Annotated in this window: 23 protein-coding genes; 13 read left to right on the plus strand and 10 right to left on the minus strand. The window is 63.9% G+C overall.

Annotated features, from left to right (window positions below; genetic code table 11):
* Nucleotides 1-17: 17 nt before the first annotated feature.
* From P9A17_RS15710 to P9A17_RS15720, 3 genes are read right to left on the minus strand one after another with little or no spacing between them, the layout of a single operon-like run.
* Nucleotides 18-230, minus strand: coding sequence for an exodeoxyribonuclease VII small subunit (locus tag P9A17_RS15710; protein WP_278039874.1), 213 nt, complete (start codon nucleotides 228-230; stop codon nucleotides 18-20).
* Complete coding sequence (gene xseA / locus P9A17_RS15715) at nucleotides 217-1,476, minus strand: exodeoxyribonuclease VII large subunit (RefSeq protein ID WP_278039557.1); 1,260 nt, start codon at nucleotides 1,474-1,476, stop codon at nucleotides 217-219. Before xseA ends, P9A17_RS15710 begins: the two co-directional genes overlap by 14 nt.
* The gene (locus tag P9A17_RS15720) at nucleotides 1,473-2,057 is read right to left on the minus strand and encodes a lipid droplet-associated protein (RefSeq protein WP_278039558.1); all 585 of its coding nucleotides are present in this window, start codon (nucleotides 2,055-2,057) and stop codon (nucleotides 1,473-1,475) included. The genes xseA and P9A17_RS15720 overlap by 4 nt, the downstream gene beginning before the upstream one ends.
* 52 nt (nucleotides 2,058-2,109) lie before the next feature.
* Here P9A17_RS15720 and P9A17_RS15725 point away from each other — a divergent pair, with 52 nt between their 5' ends.
* Together P9A17_RS15725 and P9A17_RS15730 are read left to right on the plus strand one after the other, a co-directional pair.
* Nucleotides 2,110-3,111, plus strand: coding sequence for a 4-hydroxy-3-methylbut-2-enyl diphosphate reductase (locus P9A17_RS15725; protein WP_278039559.1), 1,002 nt, complete (start codon nucleotides 2,110-2,112; stop codon nucleotides 3,109-3,111).
* Nucleotides 3,112-3,129: 18 nt separating this feature from the next.
* Nucleotides 3,130-4,896 (plus strand): penicillin-binding transpeptidase domain-containing protein, encoded by a 1,767-nt coding sequence (locus P9A17_RS15730; RefSeq protein WP_278039560.1) that lies wholly within the window; start codon nucleotides 3,130-3,132, stop codon nucleotides 4,894-4,896.
* Nucleotides 4,897-4,971: 75 nt separating this feature from the next.
* Here P9A17_RS15730 and P9A17_RS15735 read toward each other — a convergent pair whose 3' ends face one another.
* A complete protein-coding gene (locus P9A17_RS15735) occupies nucleotides 4,972-6,048 on the minus strand; it encodes a DUF6542 domain-containing protein (RefSeq protein ID WP_278039561.1) in 1,077 nt (358 codons plus the stop codon).
* Nucleotides 6,049-6,130: 82 nt separating this feature from the next.
* Here P9A17_RS15735 and ychF point away from each other — a divergent pair, with 82 nt between their 5' ends.
* A complete protein-coding gene (gene ychF / locus P9A17_RS15740) occupies nucleotides 6,131-7,204 on the plus strand; it encodes a redox-regulated ATPase YchF (protein ID WP_278039562.1) in 1,074 nt (357 codons plus the stop codon).
* Between the two features lie 70 nt (nucleotides 7,205-7,274).
* The gene (locus P9A17_RS15745) at nucleotides 7,275-7,724 is read left to right on the plus strand and encodes a hypothetical protein (protein WP_278039563.1); all 450 of its coding nucleotides are present in this window, start codon (nucleotides 7,275-7,277) and stop codon (nucleotides 7,722-7,724) included.
* Between the two features lie 987 nt (nucleotides 7,725-8,711).
* Here P9A17_RS15745 and P9A17_RS15755 read toward each other — a convergent pair.
* Nucleotides 8,712-9,440 carry a hypothetical protein gene (locus tag P9A17_RS15755; RefSeq protein WP_278039564.1) on the minus strand — a complete coding sequence of 243 codons (729 nt, stop codon included), beginning with the start codon at nucleotides 9,438-9,440 and terminating at the stop codon, nucleotides 8,712-8,714.
* Nucleotides 9,441-9,726: 286 nt separating this feature from the next.
* On the opposite strand from P9A17_RS15755, the gene P9A17_RS15760 reads away from it, so the two are divergent.
* From P9A17_RS15760 to P9A17_RS15780, 5 genes are all read left to right on the plus strand, one after another.
* Complete coding sequence (locus P9A17_RS15760) at nucleotides 9,727-10,644, plus strand: TIGR04255 family protein (RefSeq protein ID WP_278039565.1); 918 nt, start codon at nucleotides 9,727-9,729, stop codon at nucleotides 10,642-10,644.
* Between the two features lie 7 nt (nucleotides 10,645-10,651).
* Nucleotides 10,652-11,305, plus strand: coding sequence for a transcriptional regulator (locus P9A17_RS15765; RefSeq protein WP_278039566.1), 654 nt, complete (start codon nucleotides 10,652-10,654; stop codon nucleotides 11,303-11,305).
* A 2-nt stretch (nucleotides 11,306-11,307) separates the two neighbouring features.
* The gene (locus P9A17_RS15770) at nucleotides 11,308-11,970 is read left to right on the plus strand and encodes a hypothetical protein (protein ID WP_278039567.1); all 663 of its coding nucleotides are present in this window, start codon (nucleotides 11,308-11,310) and stop codon (nucleotides 11,968-11,970) included.
* 648 nt (nucleotides 11,971-12,618) lie between these two features.
* On the plus strand, nucleotides 12,619-13,125 hold the full coding sequence (locus P9A17_RS15775; protein ID WP_278039568.1) for a hypothetical protein: 507 nt from the start codon (nucleotides 12,619-12,621) through the stop codon (nucleotides 13,123-13,125).
* Between the two features lie 93 nt (nucleotides 13,126-13,218).
* Nucleotides 13,219-13,728 (plus strand): hypothetical protein, encoded by a 510-nt coding sequence (locus P9A17_RS15780; RefSeq protein ID WP_278039569.1) that lies wholly within the window; start codon nucleotides 13,219-13,221, stop codon nucleotides 13,726-13,728.
* A gap of 95 nt (nucleotides 13,729-13,823) precedes the next feature.
* Here P9A17_RS15780 and P9A17_RS15785 read toward each other — a convergent pair whose 3' ends face one another.
* A complete protein-coding gene (locus P9A17_RS15785; protein ID WP_278039570.1) occupies nucleotides 13,824-14,081 on the minus strand; it encodes a dihydrofolate reductase family protein in 258 nt (85 codons plus the stop codon).
* A gap of 133 nt (nucleotides 14,082-14,214) precedes the next feature.
* On the opposite strand from P9A17_RS15785, the gene P9A17_RS15790 reads away from it, so the two are divergent.
* Both P9A17_RS15790 and P9A17_RS15795 read left to right on the plus strand, forming a co-directional pair.
* A complete protein-coding gene (locus tag P9A17_RS15790) occupies nucleotides 14,215-14,349 on the plus strand; it encodes a hypothetical protein (protein ID WP_278039571.1) in 135 nt (44 codons plus the stop codon).
* 32 nt (nucleotides 14,350-14,381) lie between these two features.
* Nucleotides 14,382-15,236: a DUF4344 domain-containing metallopeptidase gene (locus P9A17_RS15795; RefSeq protein ID WP_278039572.1), complete on the plus strand. Its 855-nt coding sequence runs from the start codon at nucleotides 14,382-14,384 to the stop codon at nucleotides 15,234-15,236.
* Here P9A17_RS15795 and P9A17_RS15800 read toward each other — a convergent pair whose 3' ends face one another.
* Both P9A17_RS15800 and P9A17_RS15805 read right to left on the minus strand, forming a co-directional pair.
* Complete coding sequence (locus tag P9A17_RS15800; RefSeq protein ID WP_278039573.1) at nucleotides 15,237-15,731, minus strand: nitroreductase family deazaflavin-dependent oxidoreductase; 495 nt, start codon at nucleotides 15,729-15,731, stop codon at nucleotides 15,237-15,239.
* A gap of 29 nt (nucleotides 15,732-15,760) precedes the next feature.
* Nucleotides 15,761-15,991: a hypothetical protein gene (locus tag P9A17_RS15805; RefSeq protein ID WP_278039574.1), complete on the minus strand. Its 231-nt coding sequence runs from the start codon at nucleotides 15,989-15,991 to the stop codon at nucleotides 15,761-15,763.
* Between the two features lie 453 nt (nucleotides 15,992-16,444).
* Between P9A17_RS15805 and P9A17_RS15810 the strand changes: the two genes are divergently transcribed.
* Nucleotides 16,445-16,852 carry a hypothetical protein gene (locus P9A17_RS15810; protein ID WP_278039575.1) on the plus strand — a complete coding sequence of 136 codons (408 nt, stop codon included), beginning with the start codon at nucleotides 16,445-16,447 and terminating at the stop codon, nucleotides 16,850-16,852.
* Between the two features lie 2 nt (nucleotides 16,853-16,854).
* Nucleotides 16,855-17,325 (plus strand): SRPBCC family protein, encoded by a 471-nt coding sequence (locus P9A17_RS15815; RefSeq protein ID WP_278039576.1) that lies wholly within the window; start codon nucleotides 16,855-16,857, stop codon nucleotides 17,323-17,325.
* A 3-nt stretch (nucleotides 17,326-17,328) separates the two neighbouring features.
* Here P9A17_RS15815 and P9A17_RS15820 read toward each other — a convergent pair whose 3' ends face one another.
* Together P9A17_RS15820 and P9A17_RS15825 are read right to left on the minus strand one after the other, a co-directional pair.
* Nucleotides 17,329-17,967, minus strand: coding sequence for a hypothetical protein (locus P9A17_RS15820; protein ID WP_278039577.1), 639 nt, complete (start codon nucleotides 17,965-17,967; stop codon nucleotides 17,329-17,331).
* Nucleotides 17,968-18,069: 102 nt separating this feature from the next.
* Nucleotides 18,070-18,747 (minus strand): guanylate cyclase, encoded by a 678-nt coding sequence (locus tag P9A17_RS15825; RefSeq protein ID WP_278039876.1) that lies wholly within the window; start codon nucleotides 18,745-18,747, stop codon nucleotides 18,070-18,072.
* Between the last annotated feature and the right edge of the window lies 1 nt (nucleotide 18,748).

Genomic DNA, 18,748 nt, shown 5'->3' on the forward strand with positions numbered 1-18,748 from the left:
CAGAGATGTTTTCGGACTCAATCGTCTCCGTCGCTGTCGGCGGACAGCGCCTTCTCCACTCTTTCTCGTGCGCCAGCTAAGTGTTCTTCGCAACGTTTTGCGAGTTGCTCGCCTCTTTCCCACAGTTTCAGCGATGCATCCAGGTCGAGTCCGCCGTGCTCGAGATGCTCCACGACATCGATCAGCTCGTCGCGGGCCTCTTCATATCCCAGTTCACTAATAGGCTTCATTTTCACCTTCGCTTGTCGCCAAGATCGCGCCGTCGGCCACGCGCACCCGCAGTCGCGTCCCTTCGGGCGCTTCCGTCACGGAGTGCAACACGTGCGGCTCGCCATCCGACGGGACGGCCTGAACCACCGCATAACCCCGCGCCAACGTCGCCGCCGGTCCCAGTGTCGTCAGGCGCGCCGACAGGTGGCCTATCCGCTCGGATTCGCCGGCGATCAGCCGGGTGATGTCGCGGCGGGCCGCGCTGCGGGCCCGGGTGATCTCGTCGGCACGTGCGTCGATCGCAGCCAGCGGCCGCGCAAGCACCGGCCTGCTGCGCAGCTGCGCGACGGTGTGCGCCTCCCGGTTCACCCAGTTGCGCAACGCGCGGGCGCTGCGCCGGCGGAGGTCCGTGACGAGCGCCTGCTCCGCGGCGGCGTCGGGCACGATCCGCTTGGCGGCGTCGGTCGGGGTGGCGGCGCGCAGGTCGGCGACGAGGTCGCACAGCGGGTTGTCCGGTTCGTGGCCGATGGCGCTGACCACCGGCGTCGTGCAGCGCGAGATCTCGCGGCACAGCGTCTCGTCGGAGAACGGCAGCAGGTCCTCGACGCTGCCGCCGCCGCGGGCCAGCACGATGACATCGACCTCGGGGTCGGCATCGAGTGCGCGCAGGGCCTCCACGATCTGGGGCACTGCGTTGGGACCCTGCACCACCGTGTTGCGGACGGCGAACCGGACCGCGGGCCACCGGCTGGACGCGACGGCGGTGATGTCGTGCTCGGCGGCCGAAGCCCGGCCGGTGATCAGCCCGATGGTGCCGGGCAGAAACGGGAGTGGCCGCTTCAGGCGCGGATCGAACAGCCCTTCGGCGTCGAGCAGCCGTCTCAGCCGGTCGATGCGGGCCAGCAGCTCACCGATGCCGACGGCGCGGATCTCCGTCACGCGCAGCGAGAATGTGCCGCGGCCGGTGTAGAAACTGGGCTTGCCGTAGACGATCACCTGCGTGCCGTCCGACATCTTGACCGGTGCGTTGACGACCAGGTCCCGCGGACACGTCAGCGACAGCGACATGTCGGCCGCCGGGTCGCGCAGTGTGATGAACGCGGTGTTGGAGTTCGGGCGCAGCGTCAGCTGCGCGATCTGCCCCTCGACCCAGACGGCGCCCAGCTTGTCGATCCAGCCCGCGACGCGAATCGCCACGCCACGGACGGGGAACGGGTTGTCCGGCGACTGGCCTGGCGGGCTCTGCGTCCCGTCCGCCGGCGTCACTTCGCCGATGCGCGGGTGATCCTGTTGGCCAGCAGCGTCTGGTAAGGGGCGCGCGCCTTGTTCGACTCCTCGAATTCGAGGAGCGCCTCCAGGTCGGGCAGGCGCAGCGACGTCAGCCGGGCACGCAACTGGGCCAGCGTCAGCGACTCGTAGTCGATCTCGGCGACGATCCCGGGGGCGTCGGCGGAGCCGTCGCTTTCCGCCGGCGTATCGGCGGATTTCGCAGCCTCGGCGTCTCCGCTGAAGAGCGCAAAACGCCCTTCGGTCAGCCGCTCACCGTCACGCACCGGCAGTTCGACGACGTCACCGAGGGAGTCGTCGCCCTCGACGACGGTCACGTCCTCGTCGAAGGTTGCCCACTCGGGTTGTTCGTCCTTCGGCGGGAAGATCGACTCGAGCGTCTCGTCGCCCTTGATGACGAGGACGGCGACGTCCTGCTGCATCTTCATCACCATCTGCGCGATCTGGCTCGCGATGGTCATCGGGTACATCAGGATCGTCTGGGGGAGCTTGCGGGTCTCCTCGATGGCGGTCACCGCCGCGCCCACGAGCAGGCGGACCCCATACGGTGCAGTTGACATGGTCACAGCCTACGGCTGGGCGGTTCGAGGGGCAGGTAAGTACCCTGGAGTCATGCCGCCGACTGTCAACATGGGGATTCCGGGCGCCGCGAGCTCGGTCGCCGACCGGCCGACCGGCAAACGCGTTCTGCTGGCCGAGCCGCGCGGTTACTGCGCCGGCGTCGATCGCGCCGTCGAGACCGTGGAGCGCGCCCTGGAAAAGCACGGCGCCCCGATCTACGTTCGCCACGAAATCGTGCACAACCGCTACGTCGTCGACACGCTGGCCAAGGCCGGGGCGATCTTCGTCGAGCAGACCGATGAGGTGCCCGAGGGCGCCATCGTCGTGTTCTCCGCGCACGGCGTCGCGCCGACCGTCCACGTCGAGGCCGCGGCCCGCAATCTGAAGACCATCGACGCGACGTGCCCCCTCGTGACGAAGGTGCACAACGAGGCCAAGCGGTTCGCCCGCGACGACTTCGACATCCTGCTCGTCGGCCACGAAGGCCATGAAGAGGTCGTCGGCACCGCCGGCGAAGCACCCGACCACGTGCAGGTCGTCGACAACCCCGATGCGGTCGACAAGGTCACGGTGCGGGACCCGAACAAGGTGATCTGGCTGTCGCAGACGACGCTGAGCGTCGACGAGACGATGGAGACCGTGCGCCGCTTACGGGAGAAGTTCCCGACGCTGCAGGATCCGCCCAGTGACGACATCTGCTACGCCACCCAGAACCGTCAGGTGGCGGTCAAGGCGATGGCGCCCGAGTGTGAACTGGTGATCGTCGTCGGATCGAAGAACTCGTCGAACTCCGTTCGCCTCGTCGAGGTGGCGCTGGGCGCGGGCTCGAATGCTTCGCACCTGGTCGACTACGCCGACGACATCGACCCTGCGTGGTTGTCCGGTGTCACGACGGTCGGTGTCACCTCCGGCGCGTCGGTTCCCGAGATTCTGGTGCGCGGAGTGCTGGATCGCCTCGCCGAATACGGCTACGGCACCGTGCAGCCCGTCACCACCGCCAACGAGACACTCGTCTTCGCGCTGCCGCGAGAGATCAGGCCTGCGCGCAACTAGCGGGTACCTTCGGGGACCGTGAGGTCCCTACGACGCGGTTTCTCGGTCCTTTTCGTCGTCCTACATCTGCTGCTGGTCTCCGGCTGCAGTGACGCCGAGGACAGGCTCAACAGCACCGTCAGCGGCTTCGCCGATGCGCTCAGTCGCGGTGACGTCGCAGCCGCCGCGGCAATGACCAGCGACCAGGCCGCCGCGTCCGACACCCTCGGCAAGCTTTTCGCCAGCCTGGGCACCGAAGTCCACGTCGACGTGTCCTCGGTGGCGCACGAGGAGAATGCGGCGACCTTCGCCTTGGCGGCCACGTGGAAATTCGGACCCGAGAAGCAGACCGAGTGGACCTACACCACCCAGGGCGCCGCGAATGCCGACGGCGACGACTGGAAGATCCAGTGGAACGCCGCCACCGTCGCGCCCGGTCTCGACGAGGGCCCGCTGTCATACAGCACGCTCGTCCCGATCCCCGCCGCCCGGGTGCTGGACCGCACCGGCGCCGAACTGCTCACCCAACACATCGTCACGCTCGTCGATGTCTCCCCCGGTGCTGACGTGAATGCCGTTGCCGCACTGCTCAATCCGATTGCGCCGACCATCACACCGCAATCGCTGAGCAGTGATCTGGCGGCAGGTAAACCCGTCACCGCGATCACGCTGCGCGAGGAAGACCTCGCGCCCATCCAGGAACCGTTGTCGGCGCTGCCGAACGTCACGCTGCGGCCGCAGACCCGGCTGCTGGCAACCGACAGGACGTTGACGTCACCGACCCTGAGCGGCCTGTCCGATCTGTGGCAACAACGCACCGACGCCGCCGCCGGCTGGGCCGTCACGGCGGAGACCGCCACCGGTCCCCAGCGGGTCGGCGGCGAGGACGCCAAACCCGTCGGCGACATCGCCAGCACGCTCGACATCGGCATGCAGCTCGCGGGAGAGGCCGCGCTGGCGCCGCTGACGACGCCCGCCGCGATCGTGGCCATTCAGCCGTCGACCGGCAGTGTGCTCGCCGTCGCGCAGAACGCACCCGCCGACGCGCAGGGCCCGATCGCACTGACCGGCCTGTATCCGCCGGGGTCGACCTTCAAGACGGTGACCGTGTCGGCCGCGCTGCAGGCCGGGCAGGTCACGCCCGACAGCATCGTCGGCTGCCCGGGCACCGAGAACATCGAGGGCAGGCAGATCCCCAACGACGACAACTTCGAGCTGGGCGACGTGCCGCTGCACACGGCGTTCGCGAAATCGTGCAACACCACGATGGGCCGGCTTGCGGTGAATCTGCCGCCCGACGGTCTCACGAAAGCCGCTGCGCAGCTCGGCCTCGGCATCGACTACGTCGCCCCCGGTATGACGACGGTGACCGGTTCGGTGCCTGTGGCCGACACGTCCGCGCTGCGCGTCGAGGAAGGCATCGGCCAGGGCAAGGTGACCGCGTCGCCGTTCGGCATGGCGCTCGTCGCCGCGACGCTGGCGCACGGTTCGGTGCCTGCACCCGCCATCGTCGAAGGCGAGCCCGGTGTGCCCGACCGCGCTCCCGACCCGCTACCCGCGGGGGTGGATCAGCAGGTGCAGGCGATGATGCGCGAGACCATCACCGACGGCACCGCCACCCAGCTGCAGGACATTCCGGGGATGCTCGGCAAGACGGGCACAGCCGAATATATCGACGACACCCACGCCCACGGCTGGTTCGTCGGCATCCGCGGAGACCTGGCGCTGGCCGTCTTCGTCAGTGATGCGGGCAGTTCCGCTCCCGCCGTCGACGCCGCGGGCCGCTTCCTGCGGGCAGTCCCCTGACACCCCTGCGGCGAAACGGAATTCCAGCAGCGAAAGTTCGAGATGAGGCCTGCGAGGTTTCAGTCTCGGGACCGCTCAGATGTCGTATTCCCAGCGGTCGGCTTCGGCCTCACGCGATGCGCGCCGGCGGGGCCGGTACTCGGAGCGGTCGTCGGAATCCTCGCCGCGGTAGCGCACCCGCGAGACCGGGTGGTGCGAGCTCGAGCCGTTGGAACCGTACAGGTCTGACGGTTCCTGGTCGTCGTAGCGGCTGCGTCGCTGCGGCCGCTCACGTTGCGGCCTCTCGTACCGGTCGTCGCGGTCATAACGGGCCCGGCGCTCGCGCGGCGGCATCGCATCGCGGTCGCGGGCGGCGGAGTCGCGCGGCTGCCGCGACGACGAGCGGGGACGACGACGCGGCTCCGGCTGGTCGCTCGGACGTTCTCTGCGCCGGCGCGGCCGTTCATCGTCACGGCCGTCACGGACAGGCTCGATGATCTCGGTCTCGGCGGCGCGGGAAGGCCTCGACCGGGGTGCGGAGCGCTTGGTCGGCCGCTCACCGCGGGCTGCCCGGTCACCTGCCGGCTTCCGCTCGCGGGAGCGTTGCCGATCCGATGCGCGACGCGGGCGTGGCTCGTCCTCGACGGCGCCGGACCGCCGTCCCGCGAACAGGGCCGACAGCTTCGACGACAGCCCACCCGATGGCGCGTCGGACGCCTCCTCGGCGGGGCCCGGGCGGGCCGACTTGCCGAAGTACCAGCGCGCGAGGCCGATCAGCAGCACGACGGCCGAGGTGAAGAACATCAGCGGGAAACGCTCGATCAGCGGGTAGCCGCAGTTGATCAGGATGTCCTTGACGCCTTCGATCTGGCTGCTGTGCATCAGGAAGTACGCGCCGGGCACTGTGACGAACAGCACCAGCGGCGGCTGGATCACCGCGGTGAACAAACCCGACTGCTGGACAGCGAGGACCGCGATGAGACAGCCGATGACATACAGGGACGCGAACGCGGCGGTGAGCTGACCGCCACCGGAGCCGGCGTCGAAAGCGAAGCCGATCGCGGATGCGACAACAGCGGTCAGAACCGCACCCCACCACGGAATCCCTGCGATATTGGGGTGCGCGGAGCGGTGATCGGCGGCCACTGCCGACCGGGCGCGCTGTCCTGACACACGTCGAACTTACCGGCTCAAGCAACTGCGCGTCGCCAGCGCTCGGTGGCGTGGCGGCCACATTGCCTACACTGTGGTCTCCGTGGGCCTCAATCTCGGAATCGTCGGACTGCCGAACGTCGGTAAGTCGACTCTTTTCAACGCGCTGACACGTAACGACGTGCTCGCCGCCAACTACCCGTTCGCGACGATCGAACCGAACGAGGGCGTCGTCGCGCTCCCGGACGAGCGGCTGACCGAACTGGCCAAGATGTTCGGCTCGGAGAAGATCGTGCCCGCGCCGGTCACGTTCGTCGACATCGCCGGAATCGTGAAGGGCGCGTCCGAAGGCGCCGGGCTGGGCAACAAGTTCCTCGCCAATATCCGCGAGAGCGACGCCATCTGCCAGGTGGTGCGGGTGTTCGCCGACGACGACGTCGTGCACGTCGACGGCCGCGTCGACCCGAAGTCCGACATCGAGGTGATCGAGACCGAGTTGATCCTGGCCGACATGCAGACACTCGAGCGGGCGCTGCCGCGGTTGGAGAAGGAAGCCCGGACGAACAAGGATCGCCGGCCCGTCTTCGATGCGGCGAAGGCGGCCAGCGAGGTGCTCGACACGGGCAAGACTCTCTTCTCTGCGGGCGCGGACGTTTCACTGCTGCGCGAGCTGAACCTGTTGACCATCAAGCCTTTTCTGTATGTGTTCAACGCCGACGAGTCGGTGCTCACCGACGAGGCGAAGGTGGCGTCGCTGCGCGAGTTGGTGGCGCCGGCCGACGCGGTGTTCCTGGACGCCAAGATCGAGGCGGAACTCCAGGAACTCGACGACGAGTCGGCCGCCGAGCTGCTCGAGTCGATCGGCCAGACGGAGCGTGGCCTGGATGCGTTGGCGCGGGCCGGTTTTCACACGCTGAAGCTGCAGACCTACTTGACGGCCGGGCCCAAGGAGGCGCGGGCGTGGACGATCCACCAGGGCGACACGGCGCCCAAGGCGGCCGGCGTCATCCACACCGACTTCGAGAAGGGCTTCATCAAGGCCGAGATCGTGTCGTTCGACGACCTCGTCGAAGCCGGTTCGATGGCGGCGGCGAAGGCCGCGGGCAAGGTTCGCATCGAAGGCAAGGACTACGTGATGGCCGACGGCGATGTCGTGGAGTTCCGCTTCAACGTGTAGGTCGCCGAAGAAGGCGTAGGTACAACTGTGGGGAGGCAAGGAGGAGGCGCTGCGCGTAGCCGAGGAACTTTTGGCGGACGTCGAGCTCAAGCGCCTCAAGGCCTCGGAGATTGCACTGAAGGCGAGCCGGGTGGCTCGACTCGTGGGTCACGAGGGTCTGACGGTCGCGACGTGGTCTGGAATCTGCGGACAGGTCGTTGCGACGATCTACGACATGGTGATGGAGATTTACCACGCACTGCTGTTTAGCGAACTCCAGGCGACTCTGTTTGCCGACACCCAGATAAGAGTGGACGGGTCGCTTTCGGCTGCGAGCGGATCCGCCCTCGACGAGATCGAGCGTGTTTCAGATCGGCTTCGCGATGGTGACCCGGAGTCCGTCAGCCAGGCCCTCACGACGTGTCGGCGGCTGATCGACTCGTGCGCTGATCATCTTTTTCCCGCGCAGGCCGACCAGTACCTGATCGGTGTCGGAGTCCCGCTGAAAGTCGGACAGCAGCAAGTCCTTAACCGTTTGTAGGCGTACACGTACCAATGCGGTATCACCACGAGTCGCCGAGACCGACTCCGACACACCCTCAAAGATCTCTACGAGCGGTGCTCGGCGGGGACCCACGAGGAAGTCACCGTAAATGAAGCTCCATTCGTTTTTCTTCAGACCTACATTGCACTGGGGGAGATCCTGACTTTCGAGCGCGGCAGCGAAACGACTGAGGCCCAAGGGCCCCTGTAGGTTGCGGTGTGCTGCCGGCTGCACCCGAGCCGGGTGGATGAATGCGGCGGGGATGTCGACGCCTATACATCTTTTGCTGTTTACTGCTATACATTTCGAGTGTATAGTCGTATACATTAATGAGTTGAAACGAGCCGCCAGAGATCTGACTAATGCACGCGCGCGACTCGCGGAGGCGATGAGTTCCGCAGCTGACGCCGCCATCGCAGCTCATGCGGAAGGTATGACTGAAGTTGACCTGGCGCAGCACCTCGGCGTGAATCGAATGACTATCCGAAAGTGGTTGGGCAAGTGACTGACTGCGGCGGATTCCGGGCCGAAATCGAACAGACCCTGATGAACCACCCGCGAACACGCTTCGCCAAGGTCCTGCTCGGAATGAAACGAGGACTTACAGATGTCGAAATGGCGCAGGAGGCCGATTCGGCGGGCGAACCCGTTCGGGCCGACAGCATCGCTGCAGTGCGCAGGATCGTGAGCCTGACTCTCGGTGACCGACTTGTCACGGCACCGTCGGAGGCAGAGGAACAGTCGAACATATACCGCGAATTGTTGAATTACCGACTGTCGCCAGGGCTGCGCCAACTAGTCGCTACACGATTGGCGCAACTGCGCGCTGTCGGCCCGAATGTCAGGCTGACGCCTCTGGGAGACGTCCGGCTCGGTTCCAACAGCACTTCCCGGCCTCCGCAGCAGGAGAATCCCTGTCCAGACTGCTTTTTGGTGCACCAGGGGGAGTGTCTCTGAACTCCGAGCTAGTGCGGGTCGGTCGATCTACCGCTTAGTCGCCATTAGCCGAGCGACGAAGGCCCGGTACTGTTGCCCGTTAGCGTTTCCAGCAATTGCGAGCCGGTGAGCATCGAACCTGGCATATCCACTATTGAACTCGCGCTCGAATGTTGGCCGCGAGACAACCAGATCAAGTACCAGGCTTGCTATCTCATCCAGCATCTTCGAGTAGAGGCTGAGGGTCAGATAATCGGGGGTTGAGCTTTGGGGGCCACCGCTTATGAACTCGTTTTCCTTACGGCTCTTGAGCTGCCACACCCACTGTCCGTGTGCGATCTTATTGCGCTGCTCGACTATTGGTCGGAGGTCATCATCGACGACCGCATGAAGCTCCTCGTATCGGGTCAATGGAATTGCCGCCAACGCGCTGTCTAGCGGGCGGTGGAGCAGTATCTGGTAATGCCGTCTGAATGCAAGGTCTAGAACCTGTAGCCATTGGTCCACCTTTGATCTGACGCTCCAAATCACCTCACGCTCAACATCGTTGAATCCGGTGGGGTCGGCCACGATCTTCCGAAGGATCGCCTCAGCCTCAATGCCGATAGTCAAGTACTGAGTACGGGATAGGGCGGAAATCTCCGGTGCGGCGTTGCGACGAATTGCGCTCTTGTGCAGGCGTTCGATTTGGATTCGAAACTTCCGGATCTCGGCAAGGTTGTCGGCGTGCTTCTCGAACTCTGGAGTGCTGGGAAAGCGCTGCGTCACCCGAACCATGGTCAAATCGTAGTTTTAGCCGCGATCCAGCGTTCGCGGTATGCGACGTGTCGCCAATTCCGTACTCACGAGCACGAGAGGCGGCGGCGAAGTGTCCGTAACCTCTCGTGCTCGGGAGTCGAACCCGAGATGGCAGCTGACTGCCACAAACCGACCAAGCTTCCGACGGACAAGCCGCTCTATTCCTGGAGGTCTACGCCCAGCCGGGGCGCACCCGCACGCGTTAGGAAGCATAGCGAATGACCGTCGACGTGGTGGCTATTCGAGCGAGCCCACGGTGACGCCCTTGGGCCTGCTGGCGGGGCTGGCCAGCATCGACAGTGGGCGGCCAGTTCGAGACCATCGCCAGAACACACCCAGGCAATTGGGTATTAGTTTTAGTTACAGTTTTGGTTACACTGGGGTGGTGACCGCCCATCCGACCTACCCGACTGACGCGTTAGCCCTAGTTCTAGTCGAACTTCGCCACCCTGTCACCGACCCTCCTGTGCGCGCCGCTCTTACTTTCTTGAGAGATCAGCTTTCGGAGTGGACTCCGATCATTGAGCAAGAAGAGATGCGGCAGATAGACATGAACACGGGCGCTCAGACCGTGTTCACCAACAAGAAGCTGGTCGCGCGAGATCGACATACCGCGATCACGTTTCGCCACGATGCCATGACGGTCGAAGTTACTGACTATCCGGGTTGGGCCAAATTTTGGCCGATCGTTCGCGCAACGGTAGCTGCACGCCAAGATGTCTCTCCTGTCGATGGCTGCCTCCGGATCGGGCTGCGCTACATCAATGAGATCCGCGCACCATTGGATAACTCGTCCACCTGGTCGAAGTGGGTCTCGAATAGTCTCCTTGGTCCGGGATCCGAACTGTCTGACCTCAAGCTGGCCATTACGGCACAGCAGCACGTCGTTCAATGCGATGGTCCCGGACCTGGGGCTTCGCTCACGCTGCGTTACGGCGCAGCGCGCGGTTCCGTAATCCAGTCGACACCAATCCTCCAGCGATTGAAAGAGCCGCCTGAGAATGGGCATTTCTTTCTCTTGGATATCGATAGTGCGTGGAGCGACCCAAAGAATGGCATTCCTGCATTCGAAATCAACCTGATTGAAGAGGTGGCCGAAAGACTTCACGAGCCGATCAACCCGCTTTTCGAATCACTTATCACAGACGACCTCCGCACCACCGTGCTGGAGAAAGAAAGTTAGGGGAAATGTGACAATTTCGTATTCGGGTTCCAACCTTCGCGATGAAACCACTTCTGGAAACGGAGATTATCGTTTAGGTAAGTTGCCCGAAACTACGCCGTCGACCTCGGTATATGATCGTGTCGACGTTATCGATCGTGACTCCACGGACTTGCACGGTGAAGTTTGCGAAACGCGCCGACATCTTCACTTAGTCGAGTTGGATGATAAGACTGTCGAGCGGGCCAAGAGTGCACCGATTCAAGCGCTTGAGCAGTTGTCTGATTACGGATTCGCATGGCGAGATGTTGCTCGTGTCATCGGTGTAAGTGTCCCGGCTCTGAACAAGTGGCGTAAGGGCACGGGAATCACAGGTGAAAATCGTCTCAAAATTGCTCGCCTGTTGGCGCTGATCGACATGCTGGCGGACCGTTTCATTGATGAGCCGGCGTCGTGGTTAGAAATGCCCATTGCAGAGGGAGTTGGACTGAATCGGCTGGACCTGTTGCAGCAGGGGCGCTTCGACCTGGTCCTGGCGCTGGCTAGTGAGCACACAGGAGACGGCACCGTAGAGACGGTAATGAAAGAAGTCGATACCAACTGGCGCGACAGCCTCGTCGAAAGCAACTTTGAGTCTTTCGTAGCCGAGGATGGCGCGATTTCGATACGACATAAAGGGTAAAAATGGCAGAGCTGGAGACGCCCGACGAACTTGAGTCGATTTATCTCGCTCGTTTCGATGAGGTGAGTGAGCATCGGCCTTTGTTCACGGGTGACGTATATCGCATGAGCGATGGTCACCTTGTCATGGTGCTCCAGCATCCCTGTGCGCTGCGCCGCGGGGTTGACCTTTATCCGAAAACTCTCGTTGCCCCTGTACAACCGGATACCCTCCGCTCCGACTGGGCAAAAGCCGCTTACACGAAGATGCCGTTGCCAAGACTAATTGACGGCAAAGATCACTCGGCAGACTTCGTAACGCCCGAATTGCCAGACTCGCCCACTCTCGTTGCGTCTGAGCGAATCGCGGTAATGAGTCAGTCAGGAGTGAACCTGCTGATGCAAAGGTGGTCGCATCACAGCACTCGGCTGGTGGTGCCCACCCATTTGTATTCCGACGTCGCACTCGGCCCATTCGATGAGGCTGATCTCCTTGAGGAGTGGACGCAGGACAGGGTTGAAAGCGGATCAACATCAACAGCCGCGGAGCATGAGTGTTCGGCGTGGCTAGACAAGAAAGAGAACGGCAAGATCAGAAGGGCGATGCTTAGCGATCCTCAGTACGCAAGCGCAGTGCGGCGAGACGCACGCCAATACCGGAAGTCCGAAAAGCTTGCGGTCGAGTAGCTACGGCTTATAGGGCAGCTATGCTCAGCCACCCAGGCGGCGCGCCCAGGGGTTGAAACGGTTCACCCCGCCACTGTTCGCTCCTGGTGCCTGCTGACGTCCGTGCTCGCCGAAACGTCCCATCGGGACGACGACGTGCATGGTGCCCGCAGCTGCCGTCAGCACGTCGTGAGCGACGGCGGCGGCGAGGCTGTCCGGTTGGTGCTGGCCGGGTTGCCAGGCGACGGCTTGCGCTTCGAAGTCGGGCTAGATGCCCGGCGATGCGGCGACTTCGAGGGCTTGGCGCAGCGAAGCGGAGCGACCTTCGCCGTCGCCGCGTCCGCGCCTCGATCCTGGGGGAGGCCAGGAGGTTACGCGGGTCGGGTAACCCGGTCGCATGCGCTTGAGGGTGTCGCGCAACCACGGCGGATACGTTGTGGCGGGGCGAAGCTCTCGACCGCTCTTTCAGTCGCGCCGACGCTGATTGCCAGCTCTACGGCGCGGCGTGCGTGACATTGCTCTGAGGCCAGTCGCTCGCTCACGTCTGCGATGAGTGCCAGGGTGCTGGCTGCGTATCTGGGCGCGGCGATCAGGCCGCAGGCGTAGCCGCTACGGAGTCGGACAACAGCTCAACGATGGCAGGCCTAGAGGTCAGCGGGTTAATCTGACATGGTTTTGCCGGTGTGGACAACGTTCTGGCCTGACGTGATCGTTGCAGCGATAGGCGCAGCGTTGACAGTCGCCATCGCGGTTGTAACTTATGTTTTGAACCGGCTGCGCAACGAAGGCCGAGCTTTGAAGGCCCTGATTCTTGATCTGTCGCACCGCCGGGTGTTCACAGGGCAAGCTGTGACGATTCCCGATGCGCAGGAGACTGGGGACTACCGTAGATGCAATGACAGCGTGATTGCCGCGCGGGAAGAAATCCGGCGGGCGCGTGGACTGGTGCGGGAGGAGCCCTCACTTCAGCTCCCGTTGAAGCGAATGACCCAAGCTTGCAATTTTTATCTAGAGGCTTCAGAGAGGGATCCGAACACTTATGCAATTCGGCTGGTCCAGTTGGGCGACGAACTGCACGAGGAAATTCGGAAACTAGCAAGTCGGCGACGCGGACTCCCGACGCCGAAGCCCGGCTCCGACGCATTCCCTAACGATGGCCCGCCGCCGGTTCGCTGAGCTGTTCATCGGCGGTGACGTGGTGGTGTTCAGCTTCCAAGCAACATCTGTACAACAAATACAACTAGCGCGTCGCCGTATAGGCTGCCGTTCGTGGCGGCCCGAATCCCGGTATTTGTATCGGCTCCTTCGGCGTTGTCGGCCGATCAACAGGCTTCCTACGACTTCATAGTTGGTCTCCTAGCGAGCGAGCACTTCGAGCATCGAGCTCTTGGGCGGACCGACTATGGCGTTGATTTCCCGCTGAAAGAGGTCTTCTCAATCGCTCGGCATTGTTCAGGCGGAGTGATACTCGGGTTCGAGCAGATGCGTGCCGCTCGGGTGGAGTCGAAGCCCGGCACGGCGTCGTCAAAGACGCTGAGGAACGTCTCATTCCCTACTCCCTGGAACAATCTTGAGGCAGGAATTCTCTTCGGATTGCGGCTTCCGCTGTTGGTCTTCCGGCAGAAGGGCATCCATGGAGGCGTATTCGACAATGGGGTGAGCGATGTGTTCATCCAGGCTCTTCCCGACAGTGCGCCTGACCCGGACACCGCAATTCAGATAGGAATTGTAGTGAAGCATTGGGCAGGCAAAGTCCGGGAAAACTACAGGTCCTACTGACGCGTCGTGGAGTTCAGATTCAACGTCTGACGAATCGACCGTGGGGGATATGCACGCAATAGACGCGTTTTCCGTGCATAGGGCCGACGGTCGGCTCAGCGTGCGGGCGCGTACCGCAGCGCGACCGCGCCTGAACTGAACTCAGCCGGTCGATAGGCGTCAGCTCCACATGCTTCGACAGCCGCGAACAACGCAGGCCCGTGGCCCGCAATCCGGGGGTGCACGACGAATTCGTACTCGTCGGTCAGCCCCGCCTCGGCCAGCGCCATCGGAAGCTGCACGCCGCCCACGAACAATCCATCGCCGGACTCCTCCTTGAGCCGCTGAACTACCGCAACCACATTTCCGCGCACGAGTTCGGCGTTTCAATCGACCCCGTCCAGAGTGCTTGACACCACGTACTTCCTCGCCGCATCGATCATCTGAGCGAACGGATCCGTCGACCGTTGTCGGGTAGGACATTCGGAACGCGGATTCCATCATCTCGTGAGTGAACCGGCCGAAGACCAGGCCATCGGCCCGCGCGAGATTGTCCGCGGCGCGCTGATGCAGCTCCTTATCCGCGGGGATGACACGGTGATCGCAGCAACCATCCAGAGTGACGTTGATGGAATACCGTAGGGGCGGCGGGCAAGTCTGGGGGAGGAACATTCGTGATCGCGTGGCGCATGACATCGGTGGTTGCTGCCGCCTTCCTACTGGTCGCCGGCTGCGGCGGAGCTCAGGAAAATGCCTCTGCGCCAACGCAATCCGAGACAGCCGCCCAAGCGGAAACCGCGGCCGCCGACGATGCGCCCGACGACGGCGAGATGACGGCCGTCTACGAAGACGCCACCACCCCGGAGGCGCAGAACGGGCGTCAGCTCATGGAGTCCGCGCAGCTCCTGGAGAACTTGGCCACGTCGGTCAACGAGACGTTCAACCTCCCCAACGACATCCGCCTCCTCGGGCAGCAGTGCGGCGACCCGAATGCGTTCTGGGATCCCAGCGAGCAGGCCGTCGTCCTCTGCTACGAGGACGCCGATTTCGCCGAGACGGTGTTCGCCCAGAACGGCGACCCCGACCCCGTCGATTCGGCGCTCAACGCCGAGATCGGCAGTTTCTACCACGAGGTCGGGCACATGATGGTCGACATCTACGACCTCCCGATCACAGGCCGTGAAGAGGACGTCGCCGATCAGCTCGCGGCCTACGTCATGCTCGCCGAGGACGACGACGGCACCTTCGATCCGCACTCCGTCAAGGTCGTTCGCGATTTCGCCGGCGAGTTCCGTGCCTTCGCCGACGAGGAGGGCGAGGTCGGCGAAGCCCAGTTCTCGGCCGGACATTCACTGAACCAGACCCGCGCGTACAACCTGCTCTGCTGGGCGTACGGCGCCGATCCCGAAGGCAACGCCGCCATCGTCGACGACGGTGATCTGCCGCCCGAGCGCGCCGAGCTGTGCGAGGACGAGTACGAGAAGATGCAGTACGGGTGGTCCTCGCTGCTGGACCCCTACGTCAAGTGACTATCTCGGGGTGAGCCGGAAAATCGGTATCTCCCGGCCGGATTCGGCTGTCTTCTCGCGGTAGTCGCCGTAGCCGGCGTACACGCGCTTGGCCAACCCGTACAGCCGCTCGTACTCGTCGGGATCGCTGACCTGCGTGGCGGTGAACGGTTCCTGGCCGAACGTGCAGTCGGGGTTGGCCTTCAGGTTGTAGTACCACTGTGGGTGCTTGTCTCCACCGAAGTTCGAGGCGACCAGAATGACGTCCGCGCCATCGTGGAAGTAGGTGAGCTGCACCTCGCGCGGCTTCCCCGACTTGGCGCCGGTCGAACGCAGCGGGGCGTTGACGATCGGGCCCATGTTGACGCGCCCCTTGGTGAGACGGAACAGATAGGGGTCGGTGCGGCGAGCGACATGACGGGCGAGGAACTGGCCGATCTTGGAGCGACCGAAGTGAACTCCTTGGTCGTACCCGGATCCGCGTCGGCGATGAGGGTCGACGTAGCGCAACGGCATTGACGCAACCTACCCCGACGCCCGAGACGTCAACGACCGAAGAGCGACGGCAGTCGGCGGGTGACGGGAAGTTTGCGCCTCGCGGCGCGCTGGAGTTGGCTCGCTGCCACCATGGCGATCAGCCCCACGGCCTGTCGACCCAGCGCTGCACGGCTGGTGCGCTGCCGCCACGTCGGCGTCCGTGACCCGCGTCGGTAGCCGACGGCGTAACCGATGCACAGCGCCGCCGTCAATGCCACGAGTATCCCGAGCGCAGTCACGGGGTCGAGCCTTCACGATGGCGGTCGCGACGAGGTCACAAAGCGGGCACACCTCATCGACACCGAGTTCGTCGGGGTGGTCACATCACCCACCCGAACGGGTGGGGCAAACCAATGGCAGTCCGAAACTTTCGCCGATTCGGCCACCCGATCACGTCCAACTGCCACCCGTCGTCGACATTCCTCCGAAAAGCGGGCCTCAGGCGCCCTTTTCAGACCTCCGTAGTACGAGGATTCCTCGCAGACGATGCCGTCCGGAAAATTTCGCTGCAGCAGATGGCAAACGTCAGCAGAAAAAGTTAACCTGCACGGGTACCACAGCTGGATTCGCGAGCCGCGACGCGATTACTGCATCCATTCACCACAGAGAGGTTGTCAGTGAGACACGCGACGGCAGACAGTTCGGGAACGCAACCATCGAAATCAGGTGACCGAGCCAGCGCCTGATTCGCCATGACATACGAATACAACGCGTTGCTTTCCCGCATCAACGGCTACCACCTGCAATCGGTCCACTTCAGCGGCGGATATCTCCAACTTGAATTCGCATCGTTGAACTCAACCGACGAACCTGTGCTCACCTGCGAGGTGATGCCTGTGGTGGACACACCTGCCGGAACTCTGGTCAGCGGGCAAGCGGGTTACGCCGACGTCCTCCGAGCGCTGATCGGGCACCACGTCGTCGGCACTGCCGAGGCACCACACGAGGGCCTTCGGATCGAATTCGCCGAGACGGTGCTGACCCTGCGGCCCACCGCAGTCGACCTGCACGGACCGGTGATCGCGATGTTGTCCGACTTCGGTGATTCCGGCTCGATGATCTGGCGGCCCGGAGGGGAGGCGTTTGAGTACCTTGGCTAGGTGTGGCACGAACGGACACTGTTTCGAGGGTCATCGACGCGTCGCGTGAGCGCGTCTTCGAAGCGCTCGTCGATCCGACCGCGCTCGCCGCATGGCTGCCACCGGAAGGCATGACAGGTCGCTTCGAGCACGTCGACGTCCGTCCGGGCGGTTCCTACCGGATGACGCTGACGTACGACGACCCGCCGTCTGACGGCGGGAAGTCGTCGTCGGACACCGACATCGTCGAGGGCCGCTTCACCGATATCGTGTCCGGCGAGCGCGTGGTTCAGGAGGCCGATTTCACCTCCGACGATCCCGCGTTCGCCGGCACAATGACGATGACGTGGACCGTTACCGACGCCGGTGACGGGACGCGCGTCGAGATCCGTGCCGACGATGTGCCAGAAGGCATTTCGGCTACAGACCACGCGGCCGGGATGAACTCCTCGCTGGACAACCTCGCGCGATTTCTGGCGCAGCAGAGGCCGTGACGTTTAAGCGCTGCCCACCCGGTAATCGAGGACGGCGTCTCGGCTCTGCAGCGACTCGCCGGAGAGGACGACGAGCTCGGTCGGGGAGAGCCGGTAGGTGGTTCCCTCGTTACGGGCCTCGAAGCCGGCCGCCATCGGGCGCACGTCATCGAGCTCCAGTTCCGCCCCGTCACGAAGACGCACGCCCTGATACTGGTAGGTCCCGTCGGAGCTCTCGCAGATGACCATCGTCGCGCGCTCGGTACGGGCGATCGCCACCGCCCGCTGGCTCGGATCGCAGCGTGCCGAGTCGACGTAGCCCTGAGCGTCGATCTCGAAAGCCGGTGTCTGGGGTTGCGGTTGCGCTTGGGGCTGCGGCTGCGCAGGCCGCGGCGTTGCGGTGCTCTGGGCCGGCGGAAGCGGCGCAGGCGGGAGTGGCGCAGGTGGGAGTGGCTCGGCAACCCGCTGTGACACCGTATTCGGTTGCGCGGGAATCGATTGCACCTGCTGGACGGGATCTTGCGAGGACAGCACCAGATAGAGGACGCCGAACGTCGCGATCGACGCGACGACGACGGCAAGAGCGGATGCGCGCGAGCTGAGGCGACCGCGGCGGCCGGGCACGTCGAGTGCGGGGGCGGGGTGATCCGTCGTGGTCGGCATACCTGCGCTCCCTTGGTGCCGAATGGTTCTGCTGGGCAACAGCAAAACATCTGACCGTCAGGAAACGCGTGATCTCAGTCGGCGTTTCGCCGAGCGTCTGGCCTAGAGAACGACGGAGATCTCGTCGCCGAGGCGGTATCCCTCGGCCAACGGCAACGCATCCCCACTCCAGAAGGAGCCGGGGTCGAACCAGTTGTAGTGCTTCTCGGTCGTCAACAGGCCCATCTCCTCGTAGGTGATGGCGACGGTTTCGGCGCAGTACGCGGTCTCCAGTCCGACTTTGGTCTTCTCGGCCTTGCGACGTTCGGCGGACTCGCGAACCTTGCGATGCACGAACGGAATTCCGCGCGTGAAGTCGCTGACGTTCGGAAGCCGTCCGCGCATCCAGCGACCGGTCAGCCGGGCCGTCGTCGGGAACGCGGTACCGTCCATCCGGGCGATCACCCGCAGCATGCGGTCTTCCTGCTCGCGGGTCGCGTACGGCGTGAGCTGCCGCAGCCAACAGCGCTGGTCGTAGGTGTTGATCCAGCGTTCGACGGCCTGCCGCAGGTCGTTGAGCTGAACGCCGCGGTGGTTGGTGCCGGTCCACAGATCCAGCAGTTTGTCGCCGAGCTCGGCATGCCAGATCAGCGGCGGCATGTCGTCGATCGCGAGGGTGACGCCGACATGATTGACCGGACTGTTGGTCATCGACTGGATGGCCCGATCAGGCCCAGAATGTCCGCGGAACAGCCAGATATCGCCCGTTCGGGTTTCATCCAGCGTGCGCTCCAAAGACACG

Source organism: Mycobacterium sp. 236(2023), assembly GCF_029623955.1.
Taxonomy (GTDB): Bacteria; Actinomycetota; Actinomycetes; order Mycobacteriales; family Mycobacteriaceae; genus Mycobacterium.

Bases quoted from the DNA above. Each gene is read 5' to 3' on its own strand.
- P9A17_RS15725 (WP_278039559.1), top strand. From the start codon at position 2,110: ATGCCGCCGACTGTCAACATGGGGATTCCGGGCGCCGCGAGCTCGGTC.
- P9A17_RS15800 (WP_278039573.1), bottom strand. From the start codon at position 15,731: ATGCCGTTGCGCTACGTCGACCCTCATCGCCGACGCGGATCCGGGTAC.
- P9A17_RS15755 (WP_278039564.1), bottom strand. From the start codon at position 9,440: ATGGTTCGGGTGACGCAGCGCTTTCCCAGCACTCCAGAGTTCGAGAAG.
- P9A17_RS15720 (WP_278039558.1), bottom strand. From the start codon at position 2,057: ATGTCAACTGCACCGTATGGGGTCCGCCTGCTCGTGGGCGCGGCGGTG.
- P9A17_RS15820 (WP_278039577.1), bottom strand. From the start codon at position 17,967: ATGCCGACCACGACGGATCACCCCGCCCCCGCACTCGACGTGCCCGGC.
- P9A17_RS15710 (WP_278039874.1), bottom strand. From the start codon at position 230: ATGAAGCCTATTAGTGAACTGGGATATGAAGAGGCCCGCGACGAGCTG.
- P9A17_RS15770 (WP_278039567.1), top strand. From the start codon at position 11,308: ATGGCAGAGCTGGAGACGCCCGACGAACTTGAGTCGATTTATCTCGCT.
- P9A17_RS15810 (WP_278039575.1), top strand. From the start codon at position 16,445: ATGACATACGAATACAACGCGTTGCTTTCCCGCATCAACGGCTACCAC.
- P9A17_RS15775 (WP_278039568.1), top strand. From the start codon at position 12,619: ATGGTTTTGCCGGTGTGGACAACGTTCTGGCCTGACGTGATCGTTGCA.